Raw genomic sequence first — 15,383 nt, 5'->3', positions numbered from 1 at the left:
GGCTGCGGGATGTCGCGAAATTTCGCGACGTGTCAGGGGTCAGGGGTCAGGGGGTGGCGGCGAGGCGGCGCAGGCCCTCGTCGAGGGTGACCGAGGGGCTCCACTGCAGGTCGGCGCGCGTGCGGCGCTGGTCGAACCAGTGCGCGGTCGAGAGCTGCTCGGCGAGGAAGCGCGTCATCGGCGGCTCGTCGGCACCGGGCCGCACGGCCCACACGCGCTCGACGAGCGAGCCCGCGGCGCGGGCGACGGAGGCGGGGACGGACCAGCGCGGCGGCTCGACGCCCGAGGCGCGGCAGATCCCGGCGAGCAGCTCGGCAACCGGGCGCGGCTCGCCGTTGGTGACGACGTAGGAGCGGCCGTGCACCTCCTCCGCCCGCCCGAGAGCGGCGACGATCGCCGAGGCGGCGTTGTCGATGTAGGTGGAGTCGATCAGCGCCTGGCCGTGCCCGAGGAGCGGCAGCCGGCCGGCGCGCGCCCGCTCGACGATGCGGGCGACGAGCTGAGTGTCGCCCGGACCCCAGACCAGGTGCGGGCGCACGGCGACCACCGCGAATCCGGGGGCGTCCGCCGCGAGGGCCAGCAGCTCGGCGCGGGCCTTGGTGCGCGCGTAGTCGCCGCGGGCCCGGTCCGGATCGGCGGGCTCGGCGTCGTCGCCGGTGATCGAGGAGCCGGAGTGGGCTACCGAGGGCGACGAGATCTGGACGAAGCGGCGCACCCCGACGCGGGAGGCGGCGGCGAGCAGGCGCCGGGTGCCGTCGACGTTCACGCGGTCGAAGTCGCCCGGATCGCCGGCGAGCGAGACCTTCGCGGCGAGGTGCACGACGCCCTCGGCCGCGTCGACGGCCTCCTCGACCGCGCGCGGATCGGTCAGCGAGCCCCGCGCCTCCTCGACGCCCGCGACCCCGGAGGGCCGGCGCTGGAAGGTGCGGACCTCGTGCCCGTCGGCGACGAGGCCCGCGGCCACCGCGCCGCCGAGCAGGCCGCTCGCGCCGGTGACCAGGACCCTCACGGCGCCACCATCCGGCCGCCGGCGAGCACGCCCTCGGCCCAGCGCGAGAGCGCGGCCCGGTCGATCTTGGAGTTGTGGCGGATGTCGGTGGGCAGCGCCGGGACGACGAGCACCGCGGCGACGGGCCGGCCCACGGCCGCGCGCACCTCGGCGGCGAGGGCATCCTCGGCCAGCGCCACGCGGCGCGCGCCCGAGCGCAGCTCGACCACGGCGACCAGCTGCGCGACTCCGCGCGGCCCGGCCCCGACGATCGCGGCGCGGGCGACCGAGGCGACGCGCGCCTCGATCCGCTGCTCCGGCCCCACCGGCGTGACCACGCCGTCGGGCGTGACGACGACGTGCGGCATCCGGCCCTCGACCCAGAGGCGGCCGGCGGAGTCGATCCGGCCGACGTCCCCGGTGCGGTGCCAGCGCTCGCCCGCGACGGCGCCGATGCGGGCGGCGCGGTCGGTGAGCCAGAGGCGCTCGTAGTGGTCCTCGACGTGACCGGCCGAGACGACGATCTCGCCGGTCGTGCCGGTGATCTCCTCCGGCTCGTCCGCGGCGCGGCCGTCGGCGTCGAGCGGGGCGATCCGCAGCCGGACGCCCGCGGCGGGCACGCCCACGCAGACGCCCCCGCGCGGATCGTCGTCCGAGGCGGCCTCGCGGATGCCCTCCAGCGACGCGTCGGTGAGCAGCAGCCCCTCGGTCATGCCGTAGGGGGTGCGGGCGGAGGCGTTCGGCATGAGCGCCTGCGCCTCGCCGAGAAGTCCTGCCGAGACGGGCGCGCCGGCCGAGAGGAAGGTGCGCACGCCGGCGAGGGCGCGGTGGTCGTCGGCGTCGAGCGCGCCGGCGGTGGCCACGACGTTGGCCAGCGCGGCCGGCGACAGGAACAGCACCGTCGCGTCGACCCGGTCGGCGGCCGCGGCGACGGCGGACGCGGTGAGCGTCCGGGGCGCGGTGACGTCCATGTCCGGAGTGGCGGAGCGCGTGCCCAGCGCGGGGCCGAGCAGGGCGAACGGCGCGAAGCCCGCGACGAGGCCGGTGCCCGGCCCGATCCCGTACTGGCGGGCGAGCGCGTCCCGGACGCCCGCGAGCTGGCGGTGCGTGTAGACGACGCCCTTGGCGGGGCCGGTCGAGCCGGAGGTGAACAGGATCGCGGCCACGGCGTCGGCGGCAGGCGGCTCACCCAGCGCCTCCGGGTCCGCGGCCAGCTCGGCGCGGCCGAGCTCGATCAGCTGCCCGAGCGAGGTGTCGACCCCGAGGGCGGCGGCGGAGGCGCGGGGCAGGGTCTGCGTCGAGACCCGGCCGCCGGGCCAGCGGAGGGCCCGCGCGACGGTGAGGCCGGGCAGGGCGCCGACCACCAGATCCGGCCAGGCGCCGCGGACCGCGCGGGTGAGACCGCGCAGGCCCAGGCCCGCGTCGGCGACGACCACGACGGCTCCGATGCGCAGGCACGCGTAGAGCAGCGCGGTCAGATCGGCGCCGGGCGGCACGAGGAGCGAGACGCGGTCGCCCGGGGAGACGCCCGAGGCGCGCAGACCTGCGGCGAGCTCGCGGACCCGCTGCGAGAGCAGGCGCCACGAGACGGAGCGGGGGCCGCCGCCTCCGGGAGGCGCCATCTCGACCAGGGCGAGCGAGTCGTCCTGCGCGTTGCGGTCGAGGTGCGCCCAGAGCGGCTCGACCGGTGCGGTCGGGCGCCGGACATCGGGGGCCGGGTCGCCGCCGAAGGGCTCGTCGCCGTCGGAGAGGTCGCCCAGCCAGGTGAGGACGGCGGACGCGTAGTCGACGTCCTCGGCCACCAGGTGGCCGGCTCCCTCGTAGCGGTGGACCTGCGCGTGCGGGAGGCGGTCGACGAGGTCGTCGAGGTAGCGGTCGGAGAAGATCGGGTCCAGCGGGCCCCAGAGCATCAGGGCCGGCGTCGTCAGGGCGCTGACGCCCTCGGCGATGCGCTGGAGCTCCGGGTCGCTCGGGTGCGCGGAGTCGACCGGGATGTCGGCGACGAAGCCGCCCACTCCGCCGCGGCGCGACCCTGACCGGTAGGGCGCGCGGTACCCCTCCTTCACCGCCGAGGGCAGCGCCGGGTGCCCGAGCGCGAGGGTCGTCTCGAGGAAGGCCGGCGTGCCGACCGTCGAGGCGCCGAGCACGCCCGAGGCGAGGGCGAGCCGGAGCGGGGCCGGGATCAGCTCGTCGGCGCTCTGGTGGATCGCGGTGTTCAGGAGCATCGTGGCGCGCAGCTGCTCCGGGTGGTCGACCGCCCAGCCCAGCGAGACGACTCCGCCCCAGTCGTGGCCGAGGGTGACCACGTCGTCGAGGCCGAGCACGTCGGTGAGGTTCGAGAGCTCGCGGACGCGGTCGGCGAGCGTGTGCAGGGCGCCGGTCCGCTCGGAGAAGCCCATCTCGAGCTGGTCGACCGCGACCACCCGCCAGGCGGGGCCTCCGCGGCGGGCCGACTCGAGCGTGGCGGCCGCGAGGCGGCGCCAGAGGTAGGACCAGGTGGGGTTGCCGTGCACGCAGAGGACGGTGCCGACCGGCTCCGTGCCGAGGGCCTCGCCCGTGTCGAGCAGATGCCAGCGGCGCTGAACGCCCTGGGCGTCGGGAGCGTCGACGAGGCGCGACCACGCGGGGTCGAGCCCGTCGAGCCCGGCTGGGGGCAGCTGCGCTGCGGCCGTGGAGCCGAGCGCTCCGCGGATCCGCTCGGCCGGGTGGGGCGCGGTCACCAGGCGATCTCGAGCATCGCGGTGTTGATGCCCGAGCCCACTCCGATGAGCAGCACCCTGTTGCCGGGCTGCAGGGTCTCGGCCTCCTGGGCCAGGGTGATCGGGATGGACGCCGGGCCGACGTTGCCGAGGGTGGGGTAGGTCGTGGGGACGCGGCTGCGGTCGATGCCGACGGCCTTCACCAGGGCGTCGGTGTGCACGTCCGACACCTGGTGCGTGATGTAGCGGTCCATCCCGCTCCAGTTCCAGTCGCGGGTGGCCTCCTTCCACGCCGAGAGCACGAGCTCCATGCCGCCCTTGAGCAGCGCCTTCGCATCCGTGAACATGCCGTCGACGCTGCCGACGCAGAGCTCGTTGAACTGGGTGGCCGCACGGGTGATGCCGCCGAGGATGCGGTGGCCCTTGGGGTGCTCGTCGGCCGGGCCGAGGACGGCCGCCGCGGCGCCGGAGCCGAGCGTCAGGCTCGCGAACTCGCTCATGAAGTCCTTGCGCTTCACGCCCTCGCGGCTGAGGCGCTCGATCGTGTTGACCTGGATCTCGTCGGCGTCCTCGCCGTCGATGATGAGCGCGTATCGGATCTGGCCGGAGTCGATCAGCTGGGCGGCGAGGGTCATGCCGTTGACGAAGCCGAGGCACGCGTTCGCGATGTCGAAGTTGATGGCCGACGAGGGCAGGCCGAGCCCGTGGTGCAGGCGCACGGCGACGGAGGGCTCGAGGTGCTTGCGGGTCACCGACGTGTTGATGATCAGGCCGATCTGGTCGGCGCGGACGCCGGCCTCGGCGAGAGCGCGCTTGCCGGCGTCGATCGCCGCTCCGTCGAAGCCCTGCTCGGCACCCCAGTTGCGGCGCTCATGCACGCCGGCGACCCGCTGGAGGAGCCCGCTGGGGAGCCGGAGGCGCTTGAGCGCCGGGGCGAGCCGCGCCTCGATCTCGGCCGAGGTGGTCACGCGCGGAGCCAGCGTGGTCGCGACGGACAGCAGTGCGACGTTGCGGTGCGTGGTCGTTGCGTTTCCGTCCAACGGAACTCCCTGTCGAGTTGTCGATCCTGGCATGTGCCTCCGCGATTTTACGCTGTCGTTCAGGCATCGCTTCCTGAATGAACGCTGGGCGGTCGCGGAACGCGTCCCCGGCGGCTCTGCGGCGGTTCCTCCCCCGGAACCGCGCGCGAGGAGCCGATCAGGCCACACGGGACGCGCGGTGTCAACCCACCCGCCGGGCCGTCAGGTCCCCATCGCCCACGGCTCGCGATCGCCGCGGAGACGGGCGGCGAGCGCCATCGCCTGCTCGTCGGTCAGGGTCGCGACGTAGTCGACCACTCCGCGTCCCCGGCCGAGCCGCTGCAGCAGTGCCGGGTCGGAGGTCGGCCGGCCGCGGTCGTCGGCGGGGAGCCAGTCGGGATGATCGGCGCGCAGGCGGAAGTAGCCGTCGGTCGCGAGCTCGATCAGGTCGAGCAGCTTCTGCGGAGCCCGCGAGCCGTCGCGGGGATCCTCCAGCCAGGCGTCGAGGTGGGTCACCAGCGTCTCGAGCACCTGCGACTGGCCGCGCTGGTAGGTGGCGAAGTCGGGCCGGTCGATCACGAAGCGGGTGTGCACGAACTTGAGCACGGCCACGTCGTGCCAGGCGTCGGGGAGGAGGGAGAGGTGGCCCGAGCGGACGTTCGGCTCGGCGAGCACCACCACGGAGCGCTGCAGGCGGCCGATCCAGGAGGAGACGAAGGACTCGATCGCGCGCTCGGTGCGCGTCGATCCGTCGAACGGGAGCGCGAGGAGCCCCTCGACGAGTTCGGTCGACACCCGCTCCACGGAGGCGCGGAAGTGCTCGTCGCTCGCGATCCACGGGTCGCGGGCCACGAGCCTCCGGCGCAGCATCTCGAGCGAGTGCCCGGGCGCCCGCGCCCACAGCTCCTCGGCGTCGAGGGCGGCGAGCGCGTTCTGCTCGCGGAGGAAGGCGCGGAACTCCACGGCGACGGCCGCCTGCTGCAGCACTCCTGCGCGGTAGAAGTCGTCGAGATCGTGCAGCGAGTAGGCGATGTCGTCGGCGACGTCCATCACCGAGCACTCGAGGGTCTGCTGCCAGGGGGCGATCGCGGCGAAGCCGGAGCGGGCGTCGAGCAGGTCGTCGAGGTCGAGCGTGTACGCCGAGAACTTCGGCGGCGCTGTCTCCCAGCGGCTGGCGGTCGAGCCGCGGGGCAGCTCGGTCGGGTCGGCGGAGTCGATGCCGGGGCGGTGGACCGTCCGCCCCCACGGGTACTTGAGCACGGCCGCTCGGGAGGCGGCGGTGAGGTTCAGCCCCACCTCCACCGTCTCGCAGACGTCGAGCTCGGAGAGGATCCGGAACGACTGCGCGTTGCCCTCGAATCCCTCCGCGAGCCCCAGCCGCTCGCGCGCGAGCCGGTCGAGCGCCTGCTCGCCGAGGTGGCCGAAGGGAGGGTGGCCCAGGTCGTGCGCGCTGGCCGCGGCCTGCACGACCACCGGGTCGCAGCCGCCGAGCCGCTCGACCAGCTCGCGCTGCGCGGGATCGGTGGTGGTCAGCTGCATCGCGATCGCCCGGGCGACCGCGGTGACCTTGATCGAGTGCGTGAGCCGGTTGTGCACGACCTGGCCGACGCCCGAGGGTGAGATGACCTGGGTCACCGCGGAGAGGCGTGCGAAGTAGGGCGAGAAGCGGATCCGCTCGAGGTCGACGCGGTACTCGGGGTACTCCTCGCCGGTGGCGAACCGGTCGACCGGCTCGGGGATGCGCCGGTCGCGGCGGTGGTCGTGCGGGGCCGAGGCCCGCGGGGCCGTCGTCTCGGGGAGTGCCGGCTCGGTCATGGCTTCACCCTAATCAGGGGCGCGGGGGCGGAGAGACCGCGCCCCTCCGGCGGTCGGCGTCGCGCTCGTCTGCCCAGACGCCGCCTCCGTCGGCGAGGCACCGCGGCGACGGCGGCGCCTCGCCGACGGAGGGACGTCTCGGCGGCGGCCCGGGAGGCTCGCGCCGCGCCGGAGACGCGAGTCAGGCGGACTGCTCGCGCGGGGCGACGGCGAGGTGCACGGCCGCGGCCACGACCGCGCCGAGGACGTAGGCCGCGATGTCGAGCCAGGAGAAGGTGGTGCCGACGACGAGGCGGAGCGGCGCCCACAGCTCGACCAGGCTCGCCGCGACTCCGATCGCCTGCAGCTGCTCCATCGCGATCGACCAGGCCAGCGCGATCCCGGCCGCGGTGACGCCCGGGATCCGCGGCAGGAGCACCGCGATCAGCAGCGCCACCAGCACGACGTAGGCGACCCCGCCGGCGAGGTCCGCGAGCAGCCCCGTGAGCACGAACCGCAGCGCCAGGCCCAGGCCGAGCACGGCGACGGCTGCGAGGGCGAAGCGGAGCCGCGCCCTCACCGGGCACACTCCTCGAGGGCGCGCTGGAGGCGGTCGAGAGCGAGGAGGAACGTGCGGTCGTCGGCCACGCGCCAGCCCAGAGCGGCCGGTGCGGCGACGACCAGGGGCACGAGCACCGTGCGCGGGCGCCGCCTCGCTGCGCGGAGGACCGCGGAGGCGGGCGGCGGCGCGAGGACCGCCAGCACCAGCGCGCGGACCCGGTGGGCACCCGAGGGCGAGGTGCCGACGCCCACCGAGACGATCCGGTCCCACTCGGCGATGCGCAGGGCGTCCGCGCGCTCGGCGGCGAGCTCGAGTCCGTCGCGGCCGACGGCCAGCACGGCAGCCGCGGCGGCCGGAGCAGCGGAAGCGGGTGCCGCGATCCGGCGCAGCGCCCGGTCGAGCTCGGGAGTGCGCAGGACGGCGAACCCCTCGGTGACGGCGGCGAGCGCCGCCAGCCGGCGCTGACGCTCCGGGGCGGCCTGGCGGACCCGGGCCCGGACGGCCGCCGGGGCGGGCAGGGGGGCGGCGAGCAGCGCGGTCGGCTCGAACCGCGTGCGCGGGGGCAGCGGGACGACCGGCGGCGTGCGCGGCGGGGGCTCGCCCCAGTGCGGCGTCGATGCGGGATCCATGCGCCCCTCCCTCCTCGCGCGGCTCCGAGCCGCCTCTGAGATCATCCCTCCTCCGCCCTCCCGCCTTGCCGAGAGGGCCCGGCGGGCCTACCATGGAGTACCCCCCGGGGGTATGCCGGATCAGGCGTGCCGACCGGACGCCCACCGGGCCGATCGACCGGATCGGACCGGACGCACGACACAGGAGGACCCATGAGCACCAGGATCGACCTCGGCCTGACCGCGAGCGGATCGACGGGAGGCTGCGGCTGCGGCGGAGGCGGCGCCTGCGCGTGCGGCGGCCACGGCGGCGCGAGCCGCTCCGACGTCGGCCACGCCGCTCAGGGCTCCCTGCCGGCCGCGTCCGTCCAGAGCTTCGGCGTCGCGGGCATGACCTGCGAGCACTGCGTCCGCAGCGTCACCGAGGAGCTCGCCGCCTACCCCGAGGTCTCGGCCGTCGACGTGTCGCTCGCCCCCGACGGGGTCTCGACCGTCACGGTCGGCTCCTCCCGACCGCTCGGCCGCGAGGAGATCGCAGCCGCCGTCGCCGACGCGGGCTACCGCCTCGCTCCCCTGAGCTGACATGGCCGAGACCACCGGCACTCCGCTCGAGCTCGCCATCGGGGGGATGACCTGCGCCTCGTGCGTCGCGCGGGTCGAGAAGCGCCTCGACGCGCTCCCCGGCGTGCACGCGAGCGTCAACCTCGCTCTCGAGCGCGCGACGCTGACCCTCCCGCCCGGCACGACTCCCGCCGACGCGATCGCCGCCGTCGAGGCCGCGGGCTACAGCGCGACGGTCCCCTCCACCGGCGGGGCGGCTCCCGCGGAGGAGCAGGAGGAGGAGAGCGACGACGACCGCGAGCGCCGCGCCCTGCGCACCCGGCTCCGCGTCTCCGCCCTGCTCGCCGTGCCGGTGGTCCTGCTCTCGATGATCCCGCCGCTCCAGTTCGCGAACTGGCAGTGGCTGTGCCTCGCCCTCGCCTCACCCGTGGCGGTCTGGGGCGCGCTCCCCTTCCATCGCAACGCCTGGCGGGCGCTGCGGCACGGCTCCACCACCATGGACACGCTGATCAGCCTCGGCGTCAGCGCCGCCTTCGCCTGGTCGGTCTGGGCGCTGTTCCTCGGCGACGCCGGGCGGCCCGGCATGAGCATGCCCTTCGAGCTGCTGGGCAGCCGCTCCGGCCACGACGAGATCTACCTCGAGGTCGCCGCCGCCGTCCCGGTCCTCGTGCTGGCCGGCCGCTACCTGGAGGCGCGGTCGAAGCGCGACGCCGGTGCGGCGCTCCGGGCGCTCCTCCGCCTCGGCGCGAAGGACGCCGTGCGCGTCGCCGCCGACGGGCAGGAGGAGCGGGTTCCCGCGTCCTCGCTCGCCGTCGGCGACCTCCTCCGCGTGCGCCCCGGCGAGACCGTCGCCGCCGACGGCACCGTGCTCGAGGGCTCGAGCGCGATCGACGCGAGCATGCTCACCGGCGAGAGCGTGCCGGTCGAGGTCGGCCCGGGCTCGACCGTGACCGGCGGGGTGCTCAACGCCCACGGCCTGCTCACCGTCCGCGTCGACCGCGTCGGCTCCGAGACCACGCTCGCGCGGATGGGCCGCCTCGTCTCGGACGCCCAGGCCGGCAAGGCGCGCGTCCAGCGGCTCGCCGACCGCGTCTCCTCCGTCTTCGTGCCGGTCGTCGTAGTGCTCGCTCTGGCCACCCTCCTCGGCTGGCTGATCGCCGGCGCCGACCTCGCCGCCGCCGTCTCTCCCGCCGTCGCCGTCCTGGTCGTCGCCTGCCCGTGCGCGCTGGGCCTGGCCACCCCGACCGCCGTCCTCGTCGGCACCGGCCGCGGCTCCCAGCTCGGGATCCTCCTCCGCGGGCCGGAGGTGCTCGAGGCCGGGCGCCGCATCGACACGGTCGTGCTCGACAAGACCGGCACGCTCACCACCGGCGCCTTCCAGGTCGTCGAGTCCAGCGACGACGAGAGCCTGAGGATGCTCGCCGCCGTCGAGCGCGGGTCGGAGCATCCGCTCGCCGCGGCGATCGTGGCCGGGGCCGCGCACCTCGACGTCCCCGAGGCGACCGGATTCCGCTCCAGCACCGGGTTCGGCGTGCGCGCCCGGGTCGAGGGCCGCCTGGTCGTCGCCGGCAGGCTGCGCTGGCTGGAGGAGCAGTGGGGCTTTGCGCCGGGCGGTCTCGCCGAGCGCGCCGAGCGCGCGACCGCCGAGGGCGGCACCGTCGTCGGCGTCGGCTGGGAGGGCGCGCTCCGCGGCTTCGCGGTCCTCCGCGACGAGCCGAGGCCGGAGGCATCCCGCACCGTCCGCGCTCTGCGCGAGCGGGGCCTGAGGGTGATGGTGCTGACCGGCGACAACCCGCGGGCGGCGCAGGCCGTCGCCTCGGCCGTCGGTATCGACGAGGTCGTCGCCGAGGTGCTGCCGGAGGAGAAGCTCGCCGTGATCGAGCGGCTGCGCGCGGAGGGCCGCCACGTCGCCTTCGTCGGCGACGGCGTGAACGACGCCGCCGCCCTGGCCGCTGCCGACGTGGGGATCGCGATGGGCGCCGGATCGGATGCGGCGATCGAGGCGAGCGACATCACGCTCGTCGGCGACGACCTCGGCCGGGTGCCCGACGCGCTGCGCCTCGGGCGCCGCACTCTCGCGGTCATCCGGGGCAACCTCTTCTGGGCCTTCGCCTACAACGTGGCCGCGATCCCGCTCGCGATGGCCGGGCTCCTGGGGCCGCTCGTGGCCGGCGCCGCGATGGCCTTCTCGAGCGTCTTCGTGGTGCTGAACAGCCTGCGGCTGCGGTCGTTCCGCTGACTCCCGGCGGGCCGTCCGGAGTTCCCCCGCGGAGCTCTTGACGGCCCGCCCGCGGGTGGCGAGGGTGAGCGCATGAGCCTCTTCATCACCTGCCCGGTCGACGACGTCGAGCGCGCCACCGCCTTCTACACCGCGCTCGGCTGGACGCTGAACGAGGGGATGTCCCGCGAGGACGTCTCCTGCTTCGGCATCGGTCCCGACACGTCCGTCATGCTCGCGAGCCGCGCGATGTACGAGAGCGTCGGCGCCACCGAGGAGCTGATCGGCTCCCCCGGCACCCCCTCGAAGGTGACCGTCTCGTTCGACCTCGACAGCCGCGAGGCCGTCGACGAGCTCGTCGAGCGGGCCGCCGCCGCGGGCGGCCGGATCGGCGACACGGACGACTACCCGTTCCTGTACCAGCGCCAGTTCGACGACCTCGACGGCTACCACTACTCCCCGTTCTGGATGAAGCCGGGCGCCGACGCGGCGGAGTGACGGGGCCGCGCGGACTCACCCCGCGTGCCGCCGGCGGTGCCGCCGGACCGCGGCCCGGTTCGCGCAGCGGACGGAGCAGTACCGCTGCCGGCCGTTCCGCGTCACGTCGACGACGACGTTCCTGCAGTGGTCGCCCGGTTCCCGACCGGCCTCGCAGCGCAGCAGGCGGCTCATCCCCCGGGTCGTCAGGTGCAGCGCCGTGCCCACCGAGATGACGGCGTGGAGGACGTGCGCCAGGGACTGGTCCTGGTCGCGGTAGTGCAGGTGCCAGCCCTCGTCGTCGTGATCGGTCAAGCGCGGGTACGCGGCGATCGCCGCCATCTGGCGGTTCAGCGACGTCGCCCGGTCGCTCGGAGTCGGCGCGTCGACCACCTCCAGCCACTCGACGATCACGTCGCGCGTCCGGGCGTGGTCGTCCGGGCCGGACTCGAAGGCCATCGTCATGCCGAACTCCCGCGTGCGCGCCTCGATGCCCGCGCGGTCGGACGGCCACTCGTTCGCGAGGGAGGCGGCGAGCAGGACCGCGTACTCGCCGTAAGGGTTGAGCTGCATAAGACCATGACAGCACAGTGGCTCCCATGCGCACCTCATCACCCTCCCCGCACCCCTCCGAGTCGCTCGCCTCCGCCGTCGATCCGCACGAGCACGGCTGGACGACCGAGTCGTCCCACCGGACCAGCGAGGGCGTCGTCGTGTACGTCCGGTGCGCCGACTGCGGCACGCGGCGCGTGGACGTGCGGACCGGGCGCCAGGACCCTCCGGCCGCTCTCAGCCGCGTGCTGCCGGAGCGCTGCTGAGTGGCCGCGACCGGGCTCCGCCGCGGATCTCCGACACCCCGGCGGGCATCTGCGCCGCCGCGGGATCGGCACTCCGCCCCTCCGCCGCCGTCACCGCCAGTAGCCGTTCGCCGCGGCGACGGTCTGGAAGTCGAGGGCGATGACCTGGGAGGCGCCCATCAGGCTGTCCGCGTTCTCCGCGTACGCGGCACGCAGGCGCTCGCGGACAGCGGCGTCGGGCTGGGTGAGCTTGACACCGGTCCGCGACAGTCTCATGGCGAGGGAGTAGCCCTCCTCCGGGGTGTCGGTCAGGAGGGTGGGGAGCCAGGTAGCGGTCATGGTCGGTCTGCTTTCTGTGGAGAGAGGCGGGAGGAGAGTCGTGGTCGGGCGGGCGCCGGCGCGTCAGGAGCAGGATCCGTCGATCCGGCAGACGGCCGCCGCGGAGGCGCCCGACGACGTAGGGAGGGGCGCCGCGGCCGCTTCCGCGGCGGTCACGGGGTGCGGCTCGGAAGGGCGCGGCTCAGCGAGGAGCCGCCCGAGGAGCGCCCCGATCTCGAGGTCGTCGACAGCGCCGAAGAACGTGCTCCGGAGCACGCCGTCGCGGCCGACGACGAGGGTCGAGGGGGTTCCGGGGAAGCGGTAGCGGTCCATCGTGGCGGGGACGGACCGCCCCGGGACCGGGCGGTCGACGGCGACGGGGAAGTCGATCCGGTACTCCGCGAGGAACACCTCGAGGGCGTCCCGGCCCATGACGGCGTGGTGCTCGAACACGGTGTGGAGGCCGAGCACCACCACCTCGTCGGGATCGAAGGCGCGCCGGATGCGCCGGGCCAGCGGAAGTCCGTGGGCGACGCACCCGGGGCACAGCATCTGGAAGGCCTCGATCACCACGACCCTCCCCCGGAGCTCCGCGTCGGCCGGAGCCGTGCCGCCGATCCACTCGGAGACGTCGAGGACGAAGGCGCCGGAGTCGAGGATCGCGGTCACGGCTCAGGCCTTCCGGCGGAGCGGGACGGTCGGGAAGTCGACCGGGACGTCGAGAGCGACGTTCAGGTAGTTCGTGAACAGGTTGAGGGCGACCTGCGCCACGATCTCGACGATCTGCTCGTCCGTCACGCCGTGGGCCCGCAGCTCCTCGACGTCCGACGGCCCGATGCTCCCCCGCTCCTCGACGAGCTTCAGGGCGAAGGCGAGGATCGCGGCGATGATCGGATCGTCGGAGCGGCCCGTCTGGGCGGCGGCCATCGCCTCGCGGCTGACGCCCGCCCTGCGTCCGAGGGCGGAGTGGGCGGCGAGGCAGTACTCGCACGAGTTGCGGTTCGCGACGGCGACGGCGATCTGCTCGCCGACCGCAGCCCCGAGCGCGCTGCTGGAGCCGAAGGCGCCGAACGCGGTCCACATGCTCGTCAGCGCGGCCGGCGACTGGGCGACCGTCCGGAACATGGCGGGGACCGTGCCGAAGGCGGCGCGGATCTCGTCGAGCTGCTCCTTCGTGCGTCCGGTCGCGGCGTCGGGGTCGACGAGGGGGATGAGTGCCATGGGAGGCTCCTGTTCTGATCACGCGCCCGGTTCCTCCGGGCACGCCTCCATCGTCGATCGAGCACTCGGACGATTCGGTGCGAGACGTCTGGACTTCGGTGCAGATCGTCCGGCACAGTGGGGCCATGGACCCGGTCGACCGCCTCTCCGCCCTGCTCGACCGGTTCCGCGTCCGCGCCCGGCTGTTCCATGCCGGACCGCTCTGCGGCGTCACATCCTTCGCCGCGGCACCGGGGCGCGGCTTCCTCCACGTCCTCCGCGAGGGCGCGATGACCGTGAGCCACCAGGGAGCCGACGGCAGGCCCGTCACCCTCCGCATCGACCGGCCGACCCTGCTCTTCTACCCCCGCCCCCTCGAGCACTCCTTCCACAACGCCCCGACGGAGGAGTCCGACTTCGCCTGCGCGACCCTCGACGTCGAGGACGGAGCGACGCATCCGCTCTTCACGGCCCTGCCGCCCGTGGTGATCGTTCCGCTCGAGTCGGTGCCGACCCTCGGGCCCGCACTGGACCTGCTCTTCTCGGAGGTCGACGCCGCGCGCTGCGGTCAGCGGGTGATCGTCGACCGCCTGTTCGAGGTGGTGCTCATGCAGCTCTTCCGCTGGATCCTCGACCACCCCGGCCGGGTGGGGCTGCCCGCGGGCCTGCTCACCGGCCTGGCGGACCCGGCGCTCGCCCGAGCGCTCGTGGCGGTGCACGAGGCGCCCGGGGAGCCGTGGTCGCTCGGCTCCCTCGCGGCGGCGGCACGGCTGTCGCGCAGCACGTTCGCCTCCCGCTTCGCCGCGGTGGTCGGGGTGCCTCCCGTCGAGTACCTCACGCAGTGGCGGGTGACTCTCGCGCAGAGCATGCTCCGCACGGGCGCGCCGGTCGGCCTCACCGCGTCACGGCTCGGCTACGCCAGCGCTCCGGCCTTCTCCCGCGCCTTCTCGCAGCGGGTCGGCGTGTCCCCGCGCGCGTGGCTGGCCTCGGTCGAGTCGTAGCCCCGTCTCACTGCACGAGCCGCAGCAGCTCCCGGATGTCGGCGGCGAGCAGGTCCGGCTCCTCGTGCGGGGCGAAGTGGCCGCCGCGCGGCATGCGGGTGTAGCGGACCACGTCGTAGCTGCGCTCCGCCCAGCTGCGCGGCGGGTGGACCAGGTCGAACGGGAAGACGGCGACGGCGGTCGGGACGTCGACGCGCCCGACGGGTGTCGTGCGCCCGGTCGCGTACTCCCAGTAGGGGCGGAACGACGTGGAGATCGAGTCCGTGAACCAGTAGAGCGAGGCGAGGGTCAGGAGGTCGTCGGCGGCGAAGCGGGTCGACACGTCTCCCCCGCAGTCGCTCCAGGCGCGGTGCTTCTCGAGGATCCATGCGAGCAGTCCGACCGGGGAGTCGGAGAGCGCCGGAGTGAGGGTCAGCGGACGCGTCTGCTGCTGGTGCTCGTAGGCGCCCTCGTCCTGGAACCAGGTCCGCTGCTCCTCGAGGTGCGCGCGCTCCTCCGCCGAGAGCGTCCCCTCGTCCCACTGCCGGGGCGAGGAGACGGCGAGCAGGTGGATGCCGGCGACCGCCTCCGGGTGGCTCTCGGCGAGACGCGAGGTGATGCCCGCGCCCAGATCGCCGCCGTGCGCGGCGTAGCGGGAGAAGCCGAGCTCCTCCGTCATCAGGCGGTGCCAGAGCTCGTGGGTCTGCTCGCCGAGCCGGGGCCGCTGCGGCGAGAACGGGAAGCCGGGGAGCGCAGGGACGATCACGGTCGCCGCGTCCGCCGGGTCGCCGCCGGAGCGCGACGGGACGGCGAGCCGCTCGGCGAGCGCCACCAGCTCGAGCGCGGAGCTCGGCCAGCCGTTCGTCAGCACGATCGGCAGGCGGCCGGGAGCCTCCGCCTCGAAGCGGAGGTACGCCAGCGGCGTCCCGTCGAGATCGGCCTGCGCCCAGGGCAGCTCGCGCATCCGCCGTTCCTCGGCCGGCCAGTCGAACTCCTCCGCCCACCTCCGAGCGAGCCGCCGCAGCAGCGCCTGATCGGTGCCGGCGTCCCAGCCCTCGAGCGGCCACTCCGTCGCCCACCGCGTCCGCCGCACGCGCTCGCGCAGCTCCGCCCACTCCTCGGCTGTGACGGCGGGAACGGGGTGCGGCGCTCGATCCATGGC

Annotated in this window: 16 protein-coding genes; 5 read left to right on the top strand and 11 right to left on the bottom strand. The window is 75.0% G+C overall.

All coding sequences use genetic code 11. The features are described from left to right. Positions 1-46: 46 nt before the first annotated feature. The 6 genes from GSU45_RS03480 to GSU45_RS03455 form a co-directional block, all read right to left on the bottom strand. Positions 47-1,009 (bottom strand): NAD-dependent epimerase/dehydratase family protein, encoded by a 963-nt coding sequence (locus GSU45_RS03480; protein ID WP_159912758.1) that lies wholly within the window; start codon positions 1,007-1,009, stop codon positions 47-49. Next, positions 1,006-3,708: an alpha/beta fold hydrolase gene (locus GSU45_RS03475; protein ID WP_244248200.1), complete on the bottom strand. Its 2,703-nt coding sequence runs from the start codon at positions 3,706-3,708 to the stop codon at positions 1,006-1,008. Before GSU45_RS03475 ends, GSU45_RS03480 begins: the two co-directional genes overlap by 4 nt. Further along, positions 3,705-4,760 (bottom strand): 3-oxoacyl-ACP synthase III, encoded by a 1,056-nt coding sequence (locus tag GSU45_RS03470; RefSeq protein ID WP_159912756.1) that lies wholly within the window; start codon positions 4,758-4,760, stop codon positions 3,705-3,707. Before GSU45_RS03470 ends, GSU45_RS03475 begins: the two co-directional genes overlap by 4 nt. A gap of 168 nt (positions 4,761-4,928) precedes the next feature. Beyond that, positions 4,929-6,521 (bottom strand): dGTP triphosphohydrolase, encoded by a 1,593-nt coding sequence (gene dgt / locus GSU45_RS03465; RefSeq protein WP_159912754.1) that lies wholly within the window; start codon positions 6,519-6,521, stop codon positions 4,929-4,931. A 181-nt stretch (positions 6,522-6,702) separates the two neighbouring features. Next, positions 6,703-7,080: a DUF2809 domain-containing protein gene (locus GSU45_RS03460; protein ID WP_159912752.1), complete on the bottom strand. Its 378-nt coding sequence runs from the start codon at positions 7,078-7,080 to the stop codon at positions 6,703-6,705. Beyond that, on the bottom strand, positions 7,077-7,691 hold the full coding sequence (locus GSU45_RS03455; protein WP_159912750.1) for a hypothetical protein: 615 nt from the start codon (positions 7,689-7,691) through the stop codon (positions 7,077-7,079). Before GSU45_RS03455 ends, GSU45_RS03460 begins: the two co-directional genes overlap by 4 nt. A 192-nt stretch (positions 7,692-7,883) precedes the next feature. Here GSU45_RS03455 and GSU45_RS17435 point away from each other — a divergent pair, with 192 nt between their 5' ends. The 3 genes from GSU45_RS17435 to GSU45_RS03440 all read left to right on the top strand — a co-directional run bounded on the left by GSU45_RS17435 (position 7,884) and on the right by GSU45_RS03440 (position 10,947). Next, positions 7,884-8,252 carry a heavy-metal-associated domain-containing protein gene (locus GSU45_RS17435; protein WP_348271959.1) on the top strand — a complete coding sequence of 123 codons (369 nt, stop codon included), beginning with the start codon at positions 7,884-7,886 and terminating at the stop codon, positions 8,250-8,252. Between the two features lies 1 nt (position 8,253). Next, positions 8,254-10,470, top strand: a complete 2,217-nt coding sequence (locus GSU45_RS03445; protein WP_159912748.1) for a heavy metal translocating P-type ATPase — start codon at positions 8,254-8,256, stop codon at positions 10,468-10,470. Between the two features lie 72 nt (positions 10,471-10,542). After that, complete coding sequence (locus GSU45_RS03440) at positions 10,543-10,947, top strand: VOC family protein (RefSeq protein ID WP_159912746.1); 405 nt, start codon at positions 10,543-10,545, stop codon at positions 10,945-10,947. A gap of 15 nt (positions 10,948-10,962) precedes the next feature. Here the strand turns inward: GSU45_RS03440 and GSU45_RS03435 are convergent, their stop codons facing one another. Continuing rightward, positions 10,963-11,499: a CGNR zinc finger domain-containing protein gene (locus tag GSU45_RS03435; RefSeq protein ID WP_159912744.1), complete on the bottom strand. Its 537-nt coding sequence runs from the start codon at positions 11,497-11,499 to the stop codon at positions 10,963-10,965. A 26-nt stretch (positions 11,500-11,525) separates the two neighbouring features. Between GSU45_RS03435 and GSU45_RS03430 the strand changes: the two genes are divergently transcribed. After that, positions 11,526-11,744, top strand: a complete 219-nt coding sequence (locus GSU45_RS03430) for a hypothetical protein (RefSeq protein ID WP_159912742.1) — start codon at positions 11,526-11,528, stop codon at positions 11,742-11,744. A gap of 90 nt (positions 11,745-11,834) precedes the next feature. Here GSU45_RS03430 and GSU45_RS03425 read toward each other — a convergent pair whose 3' ends face one another. The 3 genes from GSU45_RS03425 to GSU45_RS03415 form a co-directional block, all read right to left on the bottom strand. Beyond that, complete coding sequence (locus GSU45_RS03425; protein WP_159912740.1) at positions 11,835-12,062, bottom strand: hexameric tyrosine-coordinated heme protein; 228 nt, start codon at positions 12,060-12,062, stop codon at positions 11,835-11,837. A 63-nt stretch (positions 12,063-12,125) separates the two neighbouring features. Continuing rightward, on the bottom strand, positions 12,126-12,710 hold the full coding sequence (locus GSU45_RS03420) for a TlpA disulfide reductase family protein (RefSeq protein WP_208543486.1): 585 nt from the start codon (positions 12,708-12,710) through the stop codon (positions 12,126-12,128). A gap of 3 nt (positions 12,711-12,713) precedes the next feature. Next, entirely contained in the window at positions 12,714-13,262 is a 549-nt protein-coding gene (locus tag GSU45_RS03415) for a peroxidase-related enzyme (RefSeq protein WP_159912738.1), read from the bottom strand. Between the two features lie 125 nt (positions 13,263-13,387). Here GSU45_RS03415 and GSU45_RS03410 point away from each other — a divergent pair, with 125 nt between their 5' ends. Beyond that, positions 13,388-14,242 (top strand): AraC family transcriptional regulator, encoded by an 855-nt coding sequence (locus GSU45_RS03410; RefSeq protein ID WP_159912736.1) that lies wholly within the window; start codon positions 13,388-13,390, stop codon positions 14,240-14,242. A 7-nt stretch (positions 14,243-14,249) separates the two neighbouring features. Here the strand turns inward: GSU45_RS03410 and GSU45_RS03405 are convergent, their stop codons facing one another. Further along, entirely contained in the window at positions 14,250-15,380 is a 1,131-nt protein-coding gene (locus GSU45_RS03405) for an epoxide hydrolase family protein (RefSeq protein ID WP_159912734.1), read from the bottom strand. Between the last annotated feature and the right edge of the window lie 3 nt (positions 15,381-15,383).

This window comes from Rathayibacter sp. VKM Ac-2801 (genome assembly GCF_009834245.1).
Classification (GTDB): Bacteria; Actinomycetota; Actinomycetes; order Actinomycetales; family Microbacteriaceae; genus Rathayibacter.
The sequence above is the reverse complement of the archived record's forward strand: the minus strand, read 5'-3'. Positions and strand labels throughout refer to the sequence as shown.

Coding starts and splice junctions, on each gene's coding strand:
- GSU45_RS03405 (WP_159912734.1), bottom strand. CDS start 15,380: ATGGATCGAGCGCCGCACCCCGTTCCCGCCGTCACAGCCGAGGAGTGG.
- GSU45_RS03415 (WP_159912738.1), bottom strand. CDS start 13,262: ATGGCACTCATCCCCCTCGTCGACCCCGACGCCGCGACCGGACGCACG.
- dgt (WP_159912754.1), bottom strand. CDS start 6,521: ATGACCGAGCCGGCACTCCCCGAGACGACGGCCCCGCGGGCCTCGGCC.
- GSU45_RS03470 (WP_159912756.1), bottom strand. CDS start 4,760: ATGCCAGGATCGACAACTCGACAGGGAGTTCCGTTGGACGGAAACGCA.
- GSU45_RS03445 (WP_159912748.1), top strand. CDS start 8,254: ATGGCCGAGACCACCGGCACTCCGCTCGAGCTCGCCATCGGGGGGATG.
- GSU45_RS17435 (WP_348271959.1), top strand. CDS start 7,884: ATGAGCACCAGGATCGACCTCGGCCTGACCGCGAGCGGATCGACGGGA.
- GSU45_RS03410 (WP_159912736.1), top strand. CDS start 13,388: ATGGACCCGGTCGACCGCCTCTCCGCCCTGCTCGACCGGTTCCGCGTC.
- GSU45_RS03455 (WP_159912750.1), bottom strand. CDS start 7,691: ATGGATCCCGCATCGACGCCGCACTGGGGCGAGCCCCCGCCGCGCACG.
- GSU45_RS03440 (WP_159912746.1), top strand. CDS start 10,543: ATGAGCCTCTTCATCACCTGCCCGGTCGACGACGTCGAGCGCGCCACC.
- GSU45_RS03430 (WP_159912742.1), top strand. CDS start 11,526: ATGCGCACCTCATCACCCTCCCCGCACCCCTCCGAGTCGCTCGCCTCC.
- GSU45_RS03435 (WP_159912744.1), bottom strand. CDS start 11,499: ATGCAGCTCAACCCTTACGGCGAGTACGCGGTCCTGCTCGCCGCCTCC.
- GSU45_RS03425 (WP_159912740.1), bottom strand. CDS start 12,062: ATGACCGCTACCTGGCTCCCCACCCTCCTGACCGACACCCCGGAGGAG.